The organism is Collinsella aerofaciens, assembly GCF_005844325.1.
In the GTDB taxonomy this organism is placed as follows: Bacteria; Actinomycetota; Coriobacteriia; order Coriobacteriales; family Coriobacteriaceae; genus Collinsella; species Collinsella aerofaciens_G.
Genome location: NZ_SPFY01000002.1, coordinates 124,150 through 142,905, shown reverse-complemented (window position 1 = coordinate 142,905; position 18,756 = coordinate 124,150). Strand labels below are relative to the sequence as shown.

General features: G+C 61.5%; 15 protein-coding genes. 3 read left to right on the top strand and 12 right to left on the bottom strand.

What is annotated here, in order from left to right:
- Positions 1–76: 76 nt before the first annotated feature.
- Positions 77–760, bottom strand: a complete 684-nt coding sequence (gene trhA, locus FGQ61_RS01455) for a PAQR family membrane homeostasis protein TrhA (protein WP_006235740.1) — start codon at positions 758–760, stop codon at positions 77–79.
- Between the two features lie 186 nt (positions 761–946).
- Between trhA and FGQ61_RS01450 the strand changes: the two genes are divergently transcribed.
- A complete protein-coding gene (locus FGQ61_RS01450) occupies positions 947–1,912 on the top strand; it encodes an alpha/beta hydrolase (RefSeq protein WP_138374333.1) in 966 nt (321 codons plus the stop codon).
- A 163-nt stretch (positions 1,913–2,075) separates the two neighbouring features.
- Here FGQ61_RS01450 and FGQ61_RS01445 read toward each other — a convergent pair whose 3' ends face one another.
- The 6 genes from FGQ61_RS01445 to FGQ61_RS01420 form a co-directional block, all read right to left on the bottom strand.
- Complete coding sequence (locus FGQ61_RS01445; RefSeq protein WP_138374332.1) at positions 2,076–3,272, bottom strand: DUF362 domain-containing protein; 1,197 nt, start codon at positions 3,270–3,272, stop codon at positions 2,076–2,078.
- A 109-nt stretch (positions 3,273–3,381) separates the two neighbouring features.
- The gene (locus tag FGQ61_RS01440) at positions 3,382–6,048 is read right to left on the bottom strand and encodes an ABC transporter permease (protein ID WP_138374331.1); all 2,667 of its coding nucleotides are present in this window, start codon (positions 6,046–6,048) and stop codon (positions 3,382–3,384) included.
- Positions 6,049–6,056: 8 nt separating this feature from the next.
- A complete protein-coding gene (locus FGQ61_RS01435) occupies positions 6,057–6,770 on the bottom strand; it encodes an ABC transporter ATP-binding protein (protein ID WP_138374330.1) in 714 nt (237 codons plus the stop codon).
- Between the two features lie 128 nt (positions 6,771–6,898).
- On the bottom strand, positions 6,899–8,104 hold the full coding sequence (locus FGQ61_RS01430; protein ID WP_138374329.1) for an ABC transporter permease: 1,206 nt from the start codon (positions 8,102–8,104) through the stop codon (positions 6,899–6,901).
- The gene (locus FGQ61_RS01425; RefSeq protein WP_138374328.1) at positions 8,091–9,278 is read right to left on the bottom strand and encodes an ABC transporter permease; all 1,188 of its coding nucleotides are present in this window, start codon (positions 9,276–9,278) and stop codon (positions 8,091–8,093) included. Before FGQ61_RS01425 ends, FGQ61_RS01430 begins: the two co-directional genes overlap by 14 nt.
- Before the next feature lie 9 nt (positions 9,279–9,287).
- Entirely contained in the window at positions 9,288–10,226 is a 939-nt protein-coding gene (locus FGQ61_RS01420) for an ABC transporter ATP-binding protein (RefSeq protein ID WP_138374327.1), read from the bottom strand.
- A 197-nt stretch (positions 10,227–10,423) separates the two neighbouring features.
- Between FGQ61_RS01420 and FGQ61_RS01415 the strand changes: the two genes are divergently transcribed.
- Positions 10,424–11,569, top strand: coding sequence for a sensor histidine kinase (locus FGQ61_RS01415; RefSeq protein WP_138374326.1), 1,146 nt, complete (start codon positions 10,424–10,426; stop codon positions 11,567–11,569).
- Entirely contained in the window at positions 11,566–12,195 is a 630-nt protein-coding gene (locus FGQ61_RS01410; protein WP_138374325.1) for a response regulator, read from the top strand. The genes FGQ61_RS01415 and FGQ61_RS01410 overlap by 4 nt, the downstream gene beginning before the upstream one ends.
- Before the next feature lie 769 nt (positions 12,196–12,964).
- Here FGQ61_RS01410 and FGQ61_RS01405 read toward each other — a convergent pair.
- From FGQ61_RS01405 to FGQ61_RS01385, 5 genes are read right to left on the bottom strand one after another with little or no spacing between them, the layout of a single operon-like run.
- Positions 12,965–13,306 carry a 4Fe-4S dicluster domain-containing protein gene (locus tag FGQ61_RS01405; RefSeq protein WP_055251494.1) on the bottom strand — a complete coding sequence of 114 codons (342 nt, stop codon included), beginning with the start codon at positions 13,304–13,306 and terminating at the stop codon, positions 12,965–12,967.
- A 7-nt stretch (positions 13,307–13,313) separates the two neighbouring features.
- The gene (locus tag FGQ61_RS01400) at positions 13,314–14,402 is read right to left on the bottom strand and encodes a hydrogenase large subunit (RefSeq protein ID WP_138374324.1); all 1,089 of its coding nucleotides are present in this window, start codon (positions 14,400–14,402) and stop codon (positions 13,314–13,316) included.
- Positions 14,403–14,407: 5 nt separating this feature from the next.
- A complete protein-coding gene (locus tag FGQ61_RS01395) occupies positions 14,408–15,127 on the bottom strand; it encodes an NADH-quinone oxidoreductase subunit C (RefSeq protein WP_138374323.1) in 720 nt (239 codons plus the stop codon).
- The gene (locus FGQ61_RS01390; RefSeq protein WP_138374322.1) at positions 15,127–15,708 is read right to left on the bottom strand and encodes an NADH-quinone oxidoreductase subunit B family protein; all 582 of its coding nucleotides are present in this window, start codon (positions 15,706–15,708) and stop codon (positions 15,127–15,129) included. Before FGQ61_RS01390 ends, FGQ61_RS01395 begins: the two co-directional genes overlap by 1 nt.
- Positions 15,709–15,720: 12 nt before the next feature.
- Positions 15,721–18,603 carry a proton-conducting transporter transmembrane domain-containing protein gene (locus FGQ61_RS01385; RefSeq protein WP_138374321.1) on the bottom strand — a complete coding sequence of 961 codons (2,883 nt, stop codon included), beginning with the start codon at positions 18,601–18,603 and terminating at the stop codon, positions 15,721–15,723.
- Positions 18,604–18,756 lie beyond the last annotated feature (153 nt).

The following is an 18,756-nucleotide window of genomic DNA, read 5'->3' as shown; positions in this document are numbered from 1 at the left end:
CAGGTTAAAACGTTGATGGCGGATACGGCAATTGCACCGGCGCCCAAACGAGAACGCGGGCGCGCAGGCATGGTCGCTAGATTACGAAGAGGATCACCGCCATGAACTGGAAGATGCTGCCGGCGAGCACCCACAGGTGAAACACGCTGTGCAGATAGCGCACGTTTTTGGCGATATAGAACGGCACGCCCGCGGTGTAGCACACGCCGCCGACGGCGAGCAGGGCAAGTGCCACGGGATTGAGCAGCGCAACAAGTTCGGGCAGCTTAAAGACAACGAGCCAGCCCATCAGCAGGTAGACCAGGCCGCTTACCCAATGCGGCTGGCGCTCGCGTAGGAAGCACTCGAGGGCGATGCCGATGATGGCGATGGCCCATACGGCAAAGAACAGCACAGCGCCGCCGTCGTTTGCGAGCGTGATGAGGCAAAACGGCGTATAGCTGCCGGCTATGAGCAGGTAGATGCAGCTGTGGTCGATGATGCGAAACACGCGCTTGGCGCGCGCGGGCTGAATCGCGTGGTAGAGCGTGGAGGCTAGGTATTCGAGGATAATGCTGACGCCATAGACAATCGCCGCGGCCATATGGGCCGGGCCTCCGCCGCGCAGGGCGGCGAATACGATCAGGAGCACCAGGCCCGCGATACCCAGCAGGCAGCCGACACCATGGGTGACGGAGTTCATGATCTCCTCGCCCACTGTGTAGTGTGGAACGACCGCGGTCTTGGGTCGCGGCTTAGAACTGTCGCTCGAATCGGACATGCCGGTTACATCCTCCAACGTAAAGAGTTCTCAACACTATATCAAAGCGTCTAGGTACGTGCGAAATTTGCACCATACGTGACCCTTTGTTTACCCATTCTTTGCCTGTTGACGCATCAACGGCGAACGTCCATAATGCGCTTGCATTAAATGTTGATGTATTAACATCTTATAGGAGAATACCGCATGGCTCAAAACGCACGTTCCCATCGAAAGCTCAAGATAGCCGGCATCGTTGCACTAGTGGTTGTCGTTGCGCTGCTCGGATTTGCCGGCAACTTTCTGTTTGACTTCGCGCTGAATCCCCGCGCGCCATACACCATGAAGATGATGCAGGATAGCAAGAACGACAAAGAAGGTGAGCAGCCGGATGCCGAGGATACCGAGGCGCGGGCGTGGTTTAAGGAGAACCGCGAGAGCAGCAGCCTCACCGCGGACGATGGGACCGAGCTTGCCGCCTGGTATTTTGCTGCGTCGGAGAGCGCACACGACTACGCCGTCTGCCTGCATGGATATACCAACGAGCCCATCGGTATGGCCCGATACGTCAAGCGATTCCACGACCGCGGCATGAACGTACTCGCACCCGCCGCCCGCGCCCACGAGCGCTCCGGCGGCGACTATATCGGCATGGGCTGGCCCGAACGCCTCGACATCGTCGCATGGATCGAGCGAATCGTTCAGGCTGACCCCAAGGCGCGCATCCTGGTCTTTGGCGAATCCATGGGCGCGGCGACCGCCATGAACGTCGCGGGGGAATCTCTGCCCGCAAACGTGAAATGCATTATCGAGGACTGCGGTTATACGAGTGTTTGGGACGAGTTTTCTCTGCAGCTCAAGGACGTGTTCGGCCTGCCCAGCTTTCCCTTGCTCGATGTAGCAAACTTGGTGTGCAACGTGCGCGCGGGCTACGACTTTCATAAGGCGAGCAGCGTGGAACAGCTCAAGCGCGCGACGGTTCCCATGCTGTTTATCCACGGTGACCAAGACACCTTTGTGCCGTACAGCATGCTCGACCAAAACTACGACGCGTGCGCCAGCAAGGTCAAGCAAAAGCTCACCGTCCATGGCGCCACCCACGCCAAGAGCGCGCAGGTCGACCCCGAACTCTACTGGAACACGGTCGACGACTTCCTCGACGAGTATTTTTAGGCAAAAAGCAACGTCTGGGGTTTTGTTGCCAAAAATCGGTTTGTGGTCGGCGCTATTCGATTTTCCTCGCACTTCCAAAAAGCCGCCCGTGGGCGCTGTGCTCACGGGCGGCTTTTGCTCAACTTACGCTACAAAGGCGCTTATTTTGTCCAATAGCTAGGCGCTACTTGACCTCGATAAGCTCGTACTTGCTCGTGCCCAGGCCGATCTTCTCGGCATGCGCGATGCACACGCGCCAGTCGGTGTCGGGATGCGTGATGCAGAAGGGATCCTTGGCCTGCTCGCCCTCCAGATGCTCGTGGTTGTGCTCCATCTTGGCCGCGCTATCGGTGAGCTCGGTGTTTGGCAGCGGCTCGGATGCCATGACGGCATCGGCGCAGGCCTGGTCGATGGCGACCGGGTCGAAGCTCGCGAACATGCCGATGTCGTTGACGATAGGCGTATCGTTTTCGGGATGGCAATCGCAATTGGGGCTGATATCCATGGCAAGCGAGATATGGAAGCTCGGGCGACCGTCGACGACGGCCTTGGTGTACTCGGCGATCTTGCAGTTGAGCACGTCGGCCGCGGCGTCATAGCCGGGCTTGATGCAGTCCTGGTTGCATGCCGCAATGCAGCGACCGCAGCCCACGCAGCGATCGTGGTCGATGGTGGCCACGTGCACCGTGCGGGTGTTGCCGTTGGCAAGCTCGCGCTCGCGGGTGTCGTTGAACGAGACAGCGTCGTGCGCGCAGATCTTTTCGCAGGCACGGCAGCCAACGCAGTGCTCGGTCGAGACGTTCGGCTTGCCGGCGGCATGCTGCTCCATCTTGCCGGCGCGGCTGCCGCCGCCCATGCCCAGGTTCTTCATGGCGCCGCCAAAGCCGGCCTGCTCATGACCCTTAAAGTGGGTGAGGCTGATCACGATATCGGCATCCATGAGCGCCTGACCGATCTTGGCCTCGTGCACGTACTCGCCGCCCTCGACCGGAACAAGCGCCTCGTCGGTGCCCTTGAGGCCGTCGGCAATGATGATCTGGCAACCCGTAGCATACGGGGTAAAGCCGTTCTGGTAGGCGGTATCGATGTGCTCGAGCGCGTTTTTGCGGCTACCGACATAGAGCGTGTTGCAGTCGGTGAGGAAGGGCTTGCCGCCCAGCTCCTTCACGACATCCGCGACGGCGCGGGCGTAGTTGGGGCGCAAAAAGCTCAGGTTGCCCAGCTCGCCAAAGTGAATCTTGATGGCGACGAACTTGTTCTCGAAGTCGATCTGCTCGATACCGGCGTGACGGATGAGGCGCTTGAGCTTGTCGAGCTGGCTCTCGCGAGCATGCGTGCGCAGGTTGGTGAAGTACACCTTAGCGGGTGCAGTTGCGGTCATAGATCTATCCCCTCGGTCTATATGGCGTTACAGACATAGAGGATGGTACCAGTTAAAGCAGAGTTAAAGTCAAGTACGGCACCTAGTCATTGGGGACGTTCTTAAATGACTACTCTTGGACTTTGAGGGCTTCGGCCAGACTGACGCGCTTGATGGAGCGCGTGTGCAGCAGCGCCACGACCAGGTAGGTCGCAAAGCCGATTCCTGCGCACGCCGCCATGGACCAAGCGGGCACGTAGATCTCGATATTGCCGTTATAGGCGAGCAGCATCGAGCGGAAGATGGCCGTTAGCGAGCCAATAATGACCGGCAGGCTCAGCACGAGTGACGCTGCCACGCACAACGTGATCGAGCGGATGTACAGATGCGAAATCTCGCTATCGCGATAGCCAAAGACTTTCATGTAGCTGATCGAACGGGCGCTGTGGTCGATCACAGCCTTGGTCAGCAGGTACATAAACAGCAAGAAGATGAACACCGCAAGCCCAACCATCATGCCGATCATTTTGCTCATCATGCCGATGAACTGGTCGCCCACGGCGCGCATGTCGTCGGGCGTGGTATCGCCGGCAAAGTAGCGCGCGTCGAGGTCGAGCTTCTCGTTGCTCACGTAGCCGTTAAAGTAGGCCGCATCGTTGTCAAACAGCTCGTTAAAGTCTTCGATGCTCATATAGACATTCATATCCGACTTAGAGCCCCAAACGCAGTCCTTGCCCACGTACTCAAAGGAATAATTCTCGCCCTCGTACTTGTCGCGAAGCTTAACCTTCTGACCCTCGCTCCAGCCAAACTTGTCGAGCAAGCCACCGCCAAAGACGACGCGTCCGTCGCTGACGTCCAGTCCTTTCCAGTAGCGCGAATCGGGCGAGATGCCGTAGATGGAAATCGTCTCCTCGCCATTTCCGTCGCCGCGGTCGTATTGCAGCTGGTAGACGGCGTATTTCTCGGCCTGTGCGATTGCGCCCGCGCCGTTATCGGTCGTATTGACCGGGTGGATATCGTCGTTGTCAGTGTCGATCTTAGAGGCCTTGTCGATCAGGTCGATAGCCTCATCGTGGTCGCAGCCGAGAGCATCGGCAAGGTCATCGAGGCGCGCATAAAGCGCATCCTTCTTGTCCTGGACCTTGGCGAGCGCGTCCTGCGCCGCAGCCAGGCTCTCGGCAGACGGGGATGCGGTCGCGGCATCGGCTGCCGCCTGCGCCGCATCGGCCGCGTCGTCGAGCTCGTCATCGGCATCTTGGGCGGCAGAAAGCAGCGCGCCGTCAACCGACTGCAAGCACTCGAGTGCCGACCACTGCTCGCGCTCCTCGGCAGTGCCCTCGAGCTCCAGCGGAGCCTTGAGCGTGTACTGGTGCTCGGCGACCAGGCTCGTCTCGAGGTTGTCCGCGTAGTGCGTCATCGTGGGCAGAATCGCCAGGCCAAAGAGCAGCAGCAGCGAGGCAAACGCAATGCCCACGAAGAGCGTGGCGAAGTTGCCCAGGTTGCGCAGGAAGATACGCAGGCGGAAGCGCGAGACAAAGCCCATGCGCTCCGGCAGCTGCAGGCCGCGCTTGGTGCCAGACTTGCCGCTCGCCTCGTGGCGAAGAAACTGCAACGGCGTCTTGCCCATCTTGCGAAGCAGACCCACCAGCGTGATGAGGATGAGCGCAGCGGCGGGAACCACGGCGCACTTCACAAAGATCTCCCAGCTCCAGTACACCTGGAAGGGCGGCAGGCTGTACGAGCCGTAATCGAGGCTGCGCATGGGCTCGGTAAAGAACACGACGCCGAGCGCAGTGCCCAAAAGCACCGCGACCACGCCCACGATGGCGGGAAGCGCAAGGTAGTGCAGCACGATCTCGCGTCGACGATAGCCGCTGGCGAGCAGCGTGCCGATGATGGCGCTCTCCTCCTCGATGGTGGCGTCGGTAAGGACCACAAAGACGAACGCCATGATCACGATGATGATGTCGAGCAGCGTCATCCACATCATGGAGTCGCCGTCTACGTCGTCGCGCGCGTAGCCAATGCCCTGGTTGGAATCGGCGTCGATGAGGTCATCCACGCGTGCGTCGGCATCGGTGAGCGCCTCCACCATATCCTGCTCCGCATCGACGCGATCCGCGGTGGAGAGATCGCGATCGGTAAAGGTAAAGGAGTAGGTGTAGGCAGGCGCGCCGCCGGCGTCCTTAAGCGCGGCAAAGCCGGCGTCGGTGACCTCGGCCACACCGTACGTGATGGTGTTCACCGTAAAGTCCGAATTGTTGAGGAACAGCGCCTGGCTATCGGGCTGGGTCATGATGCCGCAGATGGTGTAGGTGCGACCCTCGAGCTCGACTTTATCGCCCACGGACAGGTTGTTATTGGTGGCGAAGACACGGTCGATTGCCACCTCATCGTCCGCCTTAGGCTGCCTGCCTTCGCAGTAGGACGCGATATCGACCTTGGTGCGGTGCGCATAGGTGCGCAGCGTGCGCTTGGTTCCATCGTCGCCGGCGGTCTTTTTGATGATGGCATCGATGGAGAAATTCTTGTAGAGCGTGACGCCACCGACGTCGTCTGCCGCGTCCTCGGCTGCCTTGAGCTGGTCTTTGGTGGCCTCGAAGGAGGTGGTCACGCGGCCGTCCTCGATCGCGTACGCATCGCGCATGTCGTCGATAAGGCAGCCGATGGAATGCGCCGCGAGCAAAAAGCCCGATGTAAGGGCAATGCTTCCGCACATAAGCAAAAAGATGCCCAGGTACTTACCGATATTGCGGCGCAGCTCGCGCGGGAGACGTTTTGCGAGAGGTGTCATGGCGCCGCCTACCAATCGAGCTCGGCGGCCGCGACGGGCGACTCGTTGAGCTCATCCTCGACGATGCGCCCGTCGCGCAGGCGCAGCACGCGATTGGCCATGCGGGCGATGGCGGCGTTGTGTGTGACGATGATGATGGTGCATCCGTACTCGTGATTGACATCCTCCATGAGCTGCAAGATTTCCTTGGACGTCTTATAGTCGAGCGCGCCCGTGGGCTCGTCGCACAGCAGCAGACCCGGGTTTTTGACGAGCGCGCGGCCGATGGCACAGCGTTGCTGCTGACCACCCGAAACCTGGCGCGGGAACTTGTTGCGGTGCTCGTAGAGGCCCAGCGAGCGTAGCAGGTCGTCAATGTTGAGCGGCTTTTTGGACAGGCATGCCGTGACCTCGATGTTTTCCTTGATGGTGAGGTCGGGCACCAGGTTGTAGAACTGGAAGACAAAGCCCAGCTCACGGCGGCGATACTCGCCCAGGTCGGTAGGTTTGAGCACCGTGAGGTCACAGCCGTCCACCAGAATGGAGCCGGCATCGGCATCCTCCAGGCCGCCGATCAGGTTGAGAAAGGTCGACTTACCCGAGCCCGAGGGCCCCAGCATGACGCAGATCTCGCCGCGGTTGATGGACGTGTCGATGCCATCGAGTACCGTCAGGCGCGCATCACCGTCGCCGTAATGCTTTTTGAGATCCTTCACCTGGACATAGGCTTCCTGCGTTGCCATGGTATCCCCCGTTGTTAGCCTCGTACTACTTTATGAGCGTAATAGTAAACCATGGCGAACTATTTTGGAGCGAGGCCGGGGATTTATTTCAGACCAGTCATTGGGGACGTTCTTAAATGACTAGGTGGCTAGGCGTGGGATTTGGTGCGTGCGAGGGCGAGGCCTGCGGCGGCGATGGCCACGGCGAAGAGTGCCGTGACGCCCAGGTCGCAGGCGATGTCGCCCAGCACGGTGGACGTTAAATCCGAGGCGAGTGCCTTGCTGATCGCGTCGTTCACCCAATATGTCGGCACAAAATGCGCCACGGTCTGCACGGCCGAGCCCATGAGCGACAGCGGCATCCAGGCGCCGCCCAAAAACGTCATGAGCATGCCAAGCAGGTTGCCCACGCCGTTGAGCAGTTCCTCGCGCGCGCCCAAGCTCGACAACGTAAAGCCAACGGCCAGAGGCGTGCACGCCAGGGCAAACGTCGCCGCCAGCGCCAGACACACACGACCCACGCCGACCTCAGCGACCGCGCCGGCAAAGCCCACGACACCCATCATGCTCGACACAAACCAGATGCAGACGGTGAGCACGGCGGCGGCGGCAAACACGGCAAGCGAACGTTGGCGCTCGGAGATTGGGCCGGCATCCATACGACGCACGCGCTCGGGCTCGTTCATGCCCGAGAACACCAACCCCACCGATACGATGACCGACGAGATAATCGCGTACGCGCCAAAGTTGAAGTACGACTCGAGCGTGGCGGCAGCAGCCGAGTCGACCTTGACCCGCTCGATCTGGACCTCCGCGCGCTTTGCAGCGGCATGTTCGGCGGCCTTGGCAACGTCGCCGTTGGAGGCAGTGGGCTCAAGCGCCGCCGCAGCGCCCGCGAGCGAGATCCAGCGCGAGGCCTCGGCAGACGAAAGCGCCGCCGCCATGGTGCCGGCACCGTAGGTCACATCGAGCTTGGGCAGGGACTCCCCCGCGCGGGCAGCCGCGACCAGGTCGTCCTCGAACCCCTCCGGGATAAAGAACACGCAGTCGGCGCTGCCCTTGGCGCTGTTGCTCTTGGAGAGCGCGTCCGCAAGGTCGTACGTGTCATCGCCGACGCCCGTGACCAGGTCAAACCGCGAACCTAGGTGCTTGGTGAGCGCACGTGAAAGATCACTGCCATCGCGGTCGACCACGATCACGTTGGCGTCGTAGGGCTTGTACTCGGTGAGCTGCGACGAGTTCCAGCTCACCGATGCCGCGATGAATACGCCCATCAGCGAAATGAACACCGTGTAGATGAGCAGGTAGAACGGGTGAGCGAGCGCCATGCGAAGCGCGGTCTTAAAGGTGCTCATAGCGGCTCCTTCCAAAGATCAGCGTGGCGGCGGCAACGAACAGCAGTGCCATGAGGACCAGTGCGCCGGCGCGAACGGCAAAAGGATCCAGGTCCTCAAAGAAATACAGGCGGTTGAACATGTCGCAGATGAGCTTGACGGGGTTGAGCCAGCACTCGGCCGGACAGGCGCGGGCGACGTCATCGGCAAGCGCCATCGCCGGTTCGCCGTAGAGCCCAGCGAACAAAGCGCACGTGGTGGCAAAGCCTGTGAGGATGCCCGACTTGGATGCCTTGCCGCCCTTAACGGGAAGCGTGCCCACAAAGAGTCCCAAGCCCGTGGCGGCAAGCGCGGAAGCGGCACCGCCCACCAGACACAGCCCCTCGCGCCCGCCAAAGTCGACGCCCACAACCAGGCGCACGTAGCCGATCGCGATCGCCATCGAGGCAAAGGAGACCAGCCACGAGCCCACAAAGATACCGGCCAGCGACGCCGTTTTGGAAAGACCGCCCGCGCAGCGGCGCGCGCCAAGGCCCGACAGATTGGGCTGCAGATCGACGACGCTCAAGGCGGCAAACTCCGCAGACATCATCGCGACCAGGCCAAAGAGCGCGTAATAGTAGATGACCGTGCCATCGGGCGTGGTGCGTGTCAGGCTTACGCGGCGGGTGCCGCCCTCGAGCGACAGGGCGCGCGCAACCGCCTCCGGGTCGGCGAGCGCCGCCGGGTTGTCCTGGGCAATCTGAGACATGAGCTCGGCATTTTGTGTATACGAGCTTGCCACCGTCTCCAGAATGCTGCGGTCGGTGAGCACCGTTGAGGCACGCGAGCTGTCGTAGCTCGACAGCAACGTGAGCTTGGGTGCGCCCGCGTCGTCGACCGTATAGATGCCCGCGACCTCGCCGGCCTTAAGCACACGGTTCGCATCGGCTGCGTCGTCGCACTCGTGGATCTCGAGCAGCTGATTGTCGCTCTCCTTGGCAAGCGACGTCGCCACGTCCTTAAAGGTCGAGGCGTCCCAGGCCTCGTCCGCTATGACGGCAACCGGTACCGGGTCGACCGTGCCGTCAGAGCTCAGATTCGCAAACATAAACATGAACATCGTGGAAAGTGCGATGGGAAAGAGAGCGCCCCAGACCCACGTGCTCGGCCGGCGCAGCAGCGTCTTGACCGTAGTGATGATGGTGTTGAACATGACTGCCCCCTAGTCGCGCAGCTCGCGGCCGGTGATCTCGAGGAACACGTCGTTGAGGGTCGGCGGCTCGCTCCACACGCGGCCGAGCGCCACATCGGCGGCGCGCAGCGTGTCGAGGATGTCGACCAAATTGTGCGGGCTCGCTTCGCAGGTGCAGACGAGCTCGCCGCCGGACAGCTCAACCGAAAGCACGTGCTCGAGGGCGCGCAGCCGCTCGACCGTGGCGGTCTCGGCGGCGCCGACCTCGACAGTCACGCGCTCGCCCATTTGAATCATGCGTTTGAGCTCGTCATTGGTGCCCTGCGCCAGCACACGTCCGCCGTCCATGATCATGATGCGGCTGCAAATCTGCTCGACTTCCTCCATGTAATGGCTGGTATACACCACCGTGGCGCCCTCGTCGCGCAAGCGGCAGATGCCCTCCAGGATGGCGTTGCGGCTCTGCGGGTCGACCGCCACCGTGGGCTCGTCAAAGAAGATGAGCTCGGGCTTGTGCGCGATACCGCAGGCGATGTTGAGGCGACGCGCCAGGCCGCCCGAGAGCTTGCCGGGGCGAAACTTGGTAAAGTCGCCCAGCCCGACAAAGTCGATCGCCTCGTCCACCAGCGCGCGGCGGCGCTTGCGGTCGTTGACGTAAAGGCTGCAGAAATAGTCGATGTTCTCGCGCACCGTAAGCTCGTCAAACACCGCCACCTGCTGCGGCACCACACCGATGCGGCGCTTGAGGTCGTAGCGGGCGGGCGTCATGGGCTCGCCGAACAGCTCGATGGTGCCTTTGTCGTAGGCGAGCAGCTGCAGAATGCAGTTGATGGACGTGGTCTTGCCCGAGCCGTTGGGGCCCAGCAGGCCAAAGATCTCGCCGGGGGCGATGCTCAGGCTAAAGTGGTCGAGCGCGATAAGGTCGTCGTAGCGCTTGACGAGGTTTTCGACGTGGACGATGTCTGTCATGAGGCGGCCCTTCTGTTGATTGCGGCCCGGTACGATTGCATCATCGCAGGAGCGAGCGGCGCGCACCAGTGAGCTTTGTCACGAGTGCGGAGCTTGGCCGTGCGGCCTGCCGACGTCCCCGCTTTGCCGCGTGGGAGGAATGTCACGGTTGCGCAGGCGGTCCCTCCACCACGCGCGGCTTCGCGTACAATACCCGTATGAACAGGCTTTTCGACAAATCGATCGTGCTGGCGTGCTGTATTGCGGCCGCCATGGGTCTTGCTGTGGACGCTCGCCTGGTCGCGGCGTTTTGCCTTGGCGTTATTGCCACCTCGCTGGCCGAGGTCGTACAGGGAAACCGCGCCCGCCGTGTGAGCGAGGCCGCGAGCTACGCCTGCATCATCGCGGCTGTCTTCGTGCCGCCGTTTGTGCCGTTTGCGCCTCTCGCTCTCTATGACATCGCGCGACGCGTTCGCCGTGAACGAATCTGGCCCGCGCTGGCGATTGGCGCCGTGTTTGTCTGCGCGCTTGTCGCGGACCTTCGTGGTGGCGTGCTCACCACCCGAACGCTGCTGTTAACCGCCATCCTTTCGGTTGCCGCCACCTTGCTATCGCTACGCACCGCCCAGTTGGAGCGCGAGCAGCGGCGCATGCGCCGCACCCGCGACGAGCTGCAGGAACGAGCCCTCGCGCTCGAGGCGCGCAACCGCGATCTTGCCGATCGCCAGGACTACGAAGTCGAGCTCGCGACGCTCGCCGAACGCGCCCGCATCGCGCGCGAGATCCACGATAACGTCAGGCACCAGCTCACGCGCGCCTCACTGCAGGCCGAAGCCCTACGCGTGGTCCACGCCGACGAGCCTGGCGTCGCCGCCGATTTCGCCGACGTTAAACGCACGGTTGACGAGGCGCTCCAGCTTGTGCGCACCAGCGTCCACGCGCTCAACGACAACGCCGTCGACCTTTCCGTGCAGCTCGAACGCATTGTCGAAGGCACACGCTCGGACGGCGGCCCGCAGATTGAGCTTGAAGTTATGGCCGAACATGCGCCCGCAAACGTCGCCAACTGCTTTGCAGCGGTCCTGCGCGAAGCGCTCTCCAATACCATGCGCCACGCTTGCGCCCAGACCGTCACCGTACGGTGCATGGAGCATCCGTCGTTTTACCAGCTCATTGTTACCGACGATGGCGTGGGTGAGGTCCAAGCAAGCGGCCGCGGCACCGCGGAGGGCATGGGGCTCGCCTCCATGCGCGAGCGCATCGAGGCGCTTGGCGGCACCTTCACCGCCGGCCCGCGTGCCGGCGCCGGCGGCTGGCGTGTGTTTGCCACCGTTCCCAAACAGCAAGGAGATGAGGGCCGATGAGGCTCATCGTTGTCGACGACGACCGCTTGGTGGTCGATTCGCTCAAGATTATCTTGGGCGCCCAGCCGCAGATCGAAGTGGTGGGCACCGGTGCCAACGGCAACGATGCGGTGGCGCTCTACGCCGAGCACGCACCCGATATTGCGCTGCTCGACATCCAGATGCCGGGACGCGACGGCCTTTCGGCCGCGCGCGAGATCCTTGAGCACGACCCTGCGGCGCGCGTGGTGTTTCTGACGACGTTCTCGGATGACGAGTACATTGTGTCGGCGCTCAAGCTGGGCGCCCGCGGCTACTTGATTAAAACCGACGTCGCTGCCATCCCTCCCGCGTTGACACAGGTCATGGATGGCAAACGCGTGCTCGAGGGTAAGGCGATCGAGGATATCAACTTTGATGGGGCGGACGTCGAGGCCGGCGCGACCCGCCGGCCCGCCGCCTTTGCCGGTCTGACCGACCGCGAGTTCGAAGTCGCCGAGCTCATCGCCCGCGGCCTCGACAACAAGAAGATCGCTGCCACCGCCTATATGGGCGAAGGCACCGTGCGCAACCACATCAGCTCAATCCTAGCCAAAATGGGGCTACGCAACCGCACCCAAATCGCCATCGCCTATCTGCGAGGCTAGCCGCTGGCTGCCGCCAATTTGATGCCATTTCAAAACTATGCCGGTTTACTACGATGAACCGCATATCTCCGACCACGGCAAATTGCGCACTTACAAAACCGCAGGTAGAACACTTGCGATATTTGCAAAAATGCTGGTGTGGTCAGGAATCTCGGATTCATCGTAGTAAACCGGCATAGTTTTGTTCGGGCGGCCCTGCACGAGTGTCTCCGCCAGCCTCGCGGGACCAAAATGAGCCGTTTTCCTCCGTCCCCAAGGGATCAGCCGAAACCGCTCGCCACGAAACCTGCCCATCTACTACGTTTGACTCGATACCCTTGACCATACCCGCTTTTCATGAAAAACCGCAGGCGTTCTACCTGCAGTTTTTATTTCGCATTACTTGCCATGGTTGAGGGTAGCGGCTTAAACGTAGTAGATGAGCCCATTTCGTGGCAGACGGGTCACGTGACAGCCCTCGCAAGGCCAAAATGACCCGATTCCCTCTGTCCACGGGAGATCAAGGGCTGTTACGGATATGGTGTCATTTCAAAACTATGCCGGATTACGGAGCTAAAGTCGGGGCCCTCATCCATACCACCATTTTTTGAAAAACGGCAGGCTATCTACCTGCGGTTTTGTTTTTGCGTTTTTCTGCATGGTGGGAGGTTCGCTATCCAGCCCCGTAATCCGGCATAGTTTTGTTCGTGGCAGCCCAACCGCGCGCTCACGCGCGGGGCCGGTGGGGCATTTTTGCCCCTCCGGCCCCTATTCCAGCTCTATTCCAGCGCTACTCCGGCTTAGTTTCTACCGTGGGAGTCTTGTCCGCTGCGACTGGGGTGCGGGCGGTGTCCATAGTCAGGCAGTGCTTGGGGCAGCTCTCGATGCACTCACCGCACACCACACAGGCATACGGGTCGATCGACCACGTTCCACCCTTGCGATCGACCGCGAGCGCGCCCGCCGGACAGCGACGCGCACACATGCCGCAGCAGATACACACGTCCATGTCGTTGACGATATGCCCGCGCAAGCGCTCGGGTGCCGCGAGCTTCTCCTGCGGATAGCACACCGTTACCGGCTGCTTGACCATAGAGCCCAAGGCCGTCTTGGCAAATGTCAGCAAACTCATGCCGCGCCTACCTTTCCGTGCAGCTAATGCAGGGGTCGATGGTCAGGATAATCATGGGCACGTTGGCAAGGAGTACGCCCTGCAGCGCATGCGTCAGACCCGCCAAGTTCTGCGACGTCGGCGTGCGCACGCGGAAACGGTCCAGGTTCTTGGTGCCGTTGCCGCGCACATAGTAATACGCCTCGCCGCGCGGCTGCTCAATCACAACCTCGCCGCGCGCGCCGTCGGCCGGCGTAAGCTTGGTGCGCCCGCCAATCCCGTCGTGCGGAATCTTGCCCACAAGCTCCTTAATGATGTCCATGGCCTGCGTGACCTCGGCGCAACGCACCTGGCAGCGGGCATAGCAATCGCCATCGGTAGCAACGATGGGCTCAAACGCGGCCAAGTCCGCATAGGCGCCGTCACCGAACATGCGCACGTCGTAGTCCACGCCCGAGGCGCGGCCGAACGGACCGACCATCGAAAGCTCCAGCGCGTCTTTCTTGCTGATCACGCCCACGCCATGCAGGCGCTCGCCGCAGCTGTTGTCGTCCAAAAACGTATGCACCAGGGCCTCGTAGTCGGGGCGCATGGCGTCGAGCGTCTCGACAATGCCCGCCAGCTCGGAGTCCTCGATATCGTGCTTAAGGCCGCCGATCTCGTTAATCGACAGAATCACGCGCCCGCCGCAAGTGCTCTCAAAGATCTTGAGGATCTGCTCGCGCAGGGTCCACGACCGATAGAACAGCGCCTCGAAGCCAAAGGCGTCGGCGAGCAGGCCCAGCCACAGCAGATGTGAGTGGATGCGCGAAAGCTCGTGCAAAATGGTGCGGATATACTGCACGCGGCCGGACACCTCGATGCCGAGCATACGCTCACAGGCGCTGGCATAGCCGCAGCTGTGGCCCACGGCGCAGATGCCGCAGATGCGCTCGGCGATGTAGCCAAACTGGTGCATGTCACGCTTTTCGGTGAGCTTCTCGAGTCCGCGGTGCACAAAACCGATCTGCGGAATTGCCTCGATGACGCGGTCGTCCTCGATCACCAGGTCCAGATGAAGCGGCTCGGGCAGCACCGGGTGCTGCGGGCCAAACGGAATAACGGAGCGATGTGCCATGGGCCTTACGCCTCCTTTTTCTGCTTGTCGCGGGCGGCCTTGGCGGCAAGCGCCGCGCGGACCTTGGCTGCTTTCTCGGGATCCATGGCAGCGAGCTTTGCCTCCATCTCGGCAGCCTTGAGCGCGGCCTTCGCAGCAGTTTCATCGTGCTGAGCATCGGAGCCGGCAGCCGCAGCGGACTGGGCGCTCGCCGCAGCCGAAGCATCGCCGGCACTCGCAGCGCTCTCCCCTGCAGCAGCCGCAGCCGCGGCGGACTTCTCGGCAGCGGCCTTGCGCGCCTTGGCCTCGGCGGCGGCACGCACCTTCATGGCCTTCTCGCGCGCGGCCTTCACCTCGGGCGTGATAACGCTCATGGGTTCGGCAGTCGAGACCTGGTAGAAAAAGCCCTTAAAGTCGATCTGCATGTCGGTGATGGCAAGACCAAACAGGTCGTGCGCCTCGTTTTCAAACGGGAATACCGCCGGATAGTACGAGCTGATGGACGGAATCTCCTGGTACTGGTCGATACCCTCGACCACCAGATTCTCAATCGCATAGTTTCCGTCCCGCGCGGTCTGCTCCTGAGCAGCACGAACGTTGATAAACGTATAGACCAAGCGATACGTGCCGTCGTCGACGTTGCGCTCGGCGTGCATTTGCACAAAGCGCGCGCCGACGCCCTTGAGCACCTGAACATGCGGCAGGAGCTCGTCGATCCCGACGGTGGTATAGATAGCCTTTTGCATTACTTGGCCTCCTTTGCAGCGGCGGGCGCACCGTCAGCCGCGCCTGCGTCGACACCGGCCCCGGCCCCCGCAGCAGCTACAAACCCGTCCTCGCCTAGCTCAACGCCACCATCCCAGGTAGCGGCGCCGCCCACGGTAAGCGGGTCACCGCCAGCGCGCATCACGGCCTCCTTCTGGTCCAGAATGCCGCACGCCTCCACAATGGCGTCGATCACCGTCTCGGGGCGAATGGCGCACCCGGGCGCGTACACGTCCACGGGAATCGCGCGGTCCACGCCGCCGATCACGTTATAGGCATCGCGGAACACGCCGCCCGAACACGCGCAGATGCCGCAGGCCACCACGCACTTGGGCTCGAGCATCTGGTTGTAGATCTGGCGCACGACGGGCAGGTTCTGGGCATTGACCGACCCCGTCACCAAAAAGATATCCGCATGCTTGGGGTTGCCAGTGTTGACCACGCCAAAGCGCTCCGCATCGAACAGCGGCGTGAGCGAGGCCAGCACCTCGATATCGCATCCGTTGCAACTCGAGCCGTCGTAATGAATAACCCACGGCGAGCGCGACATTTTATGATCCATGGATGCTGCCTCCTAAATAAACACATCGACGAGTATGGGCATAAGGTTGAGCAGGCCAAACACCAGCGCCACGCCCCATCCGAGCCTAAAGCAGCTGCGCCAGGTGCTGCGTGCGAAGGTGTTGTCGATCAGGACCTCGACAAAATACGTCGCGACCATCACGACCAGGGCTACAACCCAGCTCACGGGGTTGTCCCAGACAAAGAACATGCCCACCCACATCAAAAACAGCACGGTCTCGCACCAGTGCATAAGGGTCATCTTGGCCAGCGTGCCGCCGCTCATCTCGGTGGCGACGCCCTGGACGATCTCCTGATGCGCATGATGCGAGTACGAAAGGTCAAACGGCGACTTGCGCAGCTTGATGGTGAGCACCGCGAGCAGCGCAAGGAAAATGGGCGCGCTGTACACGATGATGGGAGCCGACTGCCCCGTTACGGCGATGGAATCGAAGCTGTCGGTGGCAAGATACAGGCCCACACTCATCAGCAAAACGGCGGGCTCGTAACTCATAACCTGCAGCAACTCACGATCGGCGCCGACCTGGGCAAACGGACTTTGCGTCGAGGCGGACGCCAGCACCACAAAGATCGCGGCGAGCGTCACCATAAAAGCGCACAGCAGCGTGTTGGAACCCGACACAAAGATGCCGCCGCCCACCACGGTAAAGATGAGCGCGCACGCCATGTAGGTATCGTCCATGGTGTTTACGCTGGCAGGGGCTTTGCGCAGGAGCTTGGCAACGTCGTAGAAGGGCTGCAGCAGGCGCGGGCCCACGCGGCCCTGCATGCGGGCCGAAAGCTTACGGTCAAGACCGTCGATCAGACCGCCCACAAGCGGCGCCAGCAAGGCAAACGCCACGGTGCCAATAAAAATGCCCACGACGCCCGAACCTTCAAAATACTTGCCGCGCAGCACCGAGGGCGCGCTCATGGCAAGTCTCTCGGGCCCAATCCACGCGCAACACAGCAGCGCAAACAAGATAATGCTGCAGCACACGACGCTACCCGCGGGGCCAATACGCTTCTCGCCAAGGGCGTCCTCCGAGTACCAATTGCGCTTTTCGGCCTTCACCTCGTGTCCCATCGAGCCGCGGAAATGGCGATATTTGTCGGTTCCCACACCCGAAAGGTACACGTTGACGTGCGGCTTGTTGCTCACGCGGAATGAAGTCAGCAGCACCACGGCGATAAACGCCACGATAACCACCATCAGATACATAGCGTCCTTGCCGATAACGTACGGCACGCGGCCAAACACCATGGCCAAGTAAGGCGACACCAGACCGCTCGAGATAATCGGAAACGCCACGCAGCACAGAATCAGCAACGCGGCGATGGTGTTGAGCGCCATCCATTCGGTCTTATGGACATTGACCTCAACGTTTTGAGCCGTGGGGTCGACGCCCGAAAGCTTGGCAAGCCACTTGCCCCAGAAGTAAAACGTCGCGGCCGAGCCAAAGGCCAGAACCATGATCATGAGCACGTTGCCGGTCTGGGCAAACGCCACCAGGGCGCCCCACTTGGACACGAGCATGCCAAACGGCGCCACAAACATGCCCATGATGCCCAGCATCATCAGGCGCGTCAGGTGCGGCATGCGGCTGAACATACCGTCCATGTCCTCGATATTGCGGCTGCCGATATGATGCTCGGCCGTGCCCACGCACAGGAACAGCAACGACTTTGCCACCGTGTGGAACAGGATCAGGAAGATGGCCGCCCATACGGCCTCGGGCGCGCCGACACCCAAGCAGGCACTGATGAGGCCCAAGTTGGAAATGGTGGAGTACGCGAGCACACGCTTGGCGTTGCTCTGCGAGATGGCCATGAGGGCAGCGAGCAAAAACGTGATGGCACCCACACTCGTGACCATAAAGCCGGTCACGGGATAGATGGCATAGAGCGGGCTCAGCTTGACCATCAGGAACACGCCGGCTTTGACCATGGTTGACGAGTGCAGCAGGGCGCTCGTGGGAGTGGGGGCAACCATAGCACCCAACAGCCACGTGTGGAACGGCATCTGTGCGGCCTTGGTGAGTGCGGCGAGCGACAACAGGATGACCGGCATCACCAGCAGTGCGGATTGCGCGGTACCGGCGCCGGAAAGCTCGATCATGCCCGAGATGGTCAGCGGCATGCCGTTAACGTGCAAGAACATAAGGCCCGCCAAAAACGCGATACCGCCCAGCATGTTAAGGATGATCTGGGTGAAAGCGTTCTTGATGGCCTCGGGCGTGCGCGTGTAGCCAATCATAAGGAACGAGCACACGGTGGTGATTTCCCAGCCGCAGAACAGCCACTCAAGGTTGTCGCTCGTCACGATGACGAACATGGCCGAGAGGAACAGGAACATAAGCGCCAGGAACTGCGGGCGACGGTCGGGCGCGGTCTGCCCGCGCAGTGCGGCCTCGTGCTCGTCGTGGGCCTGGAAGTCCTTCATATAACCCAAGGCATACACGCAGATGAGGCTGCCAACAATGCCGACGGCGAGGACCATGATCACGCTCATGTAGTCCAGGTAGAGCGGCGTCGCCGTGACGGCTTCGACCGCGGGCAGCGTCATGGCTGCAAAGGCGAACGAGCCCACCAGCTGGACTATGCCGAGCACCGTGGCGAGCGCGTTCCTATATTTGTACGCGTTGTACAGGATTACGGCGCACAGGATGACGTCGATGACGGAGCTGATGATCGAGAGCACATGCGAGGTGCCGGAGGCAACCTCAAAGCTCTGCGGACCCATGCCAAAAAACATGACGGCGACTACAACTGTCACCGCCATAATAATGCCGGAGCCTATGAGCCCCACCGCATCGCGGGCGCGGTCACCGCGCGCGAGCAGCATGCCCAGCGCCGGTACCAGCGGAAACAGGGTAAGGAAATACAGTAGCGTCATACCATCACTCCCCCGTGCAAAAACGCTGCAATTGTTTAACGTTATAGCTCAATTGAGGAGTAGCGGCGGCAGGTTTTCGGTCAACTGGGGAGTTTTAGGCGTACGGGGTAAGGGCACGTCCGCTTTGGAGCAGAGAGGCGGCAAGAAAAATGC

Excerpts from the sequence above, each read along its gene's own strand:
- trhA (WP_006235740.1), bottom strand. The coding sequence starts at position 760 with ATGTCCGATTCGAGCGACAGTTCTAAGCCGCGACCCAAGACCGCGGTC.
- FGQ61_RS01450 (WP_138374333.1), top strand. The coding sequence starts at position 947 with ATGGCTCAAAACGCACGTTCCCATCGAAAGCTCAAGATAGCCGGCATC.
- FGQ61_RS01445 (WP_138374332.1), bottom strand. The coding sequence starts at position 3,272 with ATGACCGCAACTGCACCCGCTAAGGTGTACTTCACCAACCTGCGCACG.
- FGQ61_RS01440 (WP_138374331.1), bottom strand. The coding sequence starts at position 6,048 with ATGACACCTCTCGCAAAACGTCTCCCGCGCGAGCTGCGCCGCAATATC.
- FGQ61_RS01435 (WP_138374330.1), bottom strand. The coding sequence starts at position 6,770 with ATGGCAACGCAGGAAGCCTATGTCCAGGTGAAGGATCTCAAAAAGCAT.
- FGQ61_RS01430 (WP_138374329.1), bottom strand. The coding sequence starts at position 8,104 with ATGAGCACCTTTAAGACCGCGCTTCGCATGGCGCTCGCTCACCCGTTC.
- FGQ61_RS01425 (WP_138374328.1), bottom strand. The coding sequence starts at position 9,278 with ATGTTCAACACCATCATCACTACGGTCAAGACGCTGCTGCGCCGGCCG.
- FGQ61_RS01420 (WP_138374327.1), bottom strand. The coding sequence starts at position 10,226 with ATGACAGACATCGTCCACGTCGAAAACCTCGTCAAGCGCTACGACGAC.
- FGQ61_RS01415 (WP_138374326.1), top strand. The coding sequence starts at position 10,424 with ATGAACAGGCTTTTCGACAAATCGATCGTGCTGGCGTGCTGTATTGCG.
- FGQ61_RS01410 (WP_138374325.1), top strand. The coding sequence starts at position 11,566 with ATGAGGCTCATCGTTGTCGACGACGACCGCTTGGTGGTCGATTCGCTC.
- FGQ61_RS01405 (WP_055251494.1), bottom strand. The coding sequence starts at position 13,306 with ATGAGTTTGCTGACATTTGCCAAGACGGCCTTGGGCTCTATGGTCAAG.
- FGQ61_RS01400 (WP_138374324.1), bottom strand. The coding sequence starts at position 14,402 with ATGGCACATCGCTCCGTTATTCCGTTTGGCCCGCAGCACCCGGTGCTG.
- FGQ61_RS01395 (WP_138374323.1), bottom strand. The coding sequence starts at position 15,127 with ATGCAAAAGGCTATCTATACCACCGTCGGGATCGACGAGCTCCTGCCG.
- FGQ61_RS01390 (WP_138374322.1), bottom strand. The coding sequence starts at position 15,708 with ATGGATCATAAAATGTCGCGCTCGCCGTGGGTTATTCATTACGACGGC.
- FGQ61_RS01385 (WP_138374321.1), bottom strand. The coding sequence starts at position 18,603 with ATGACGCTACTGTATTTCCTTACCCTGTTTCCGCTGGTACCGGCGCTG.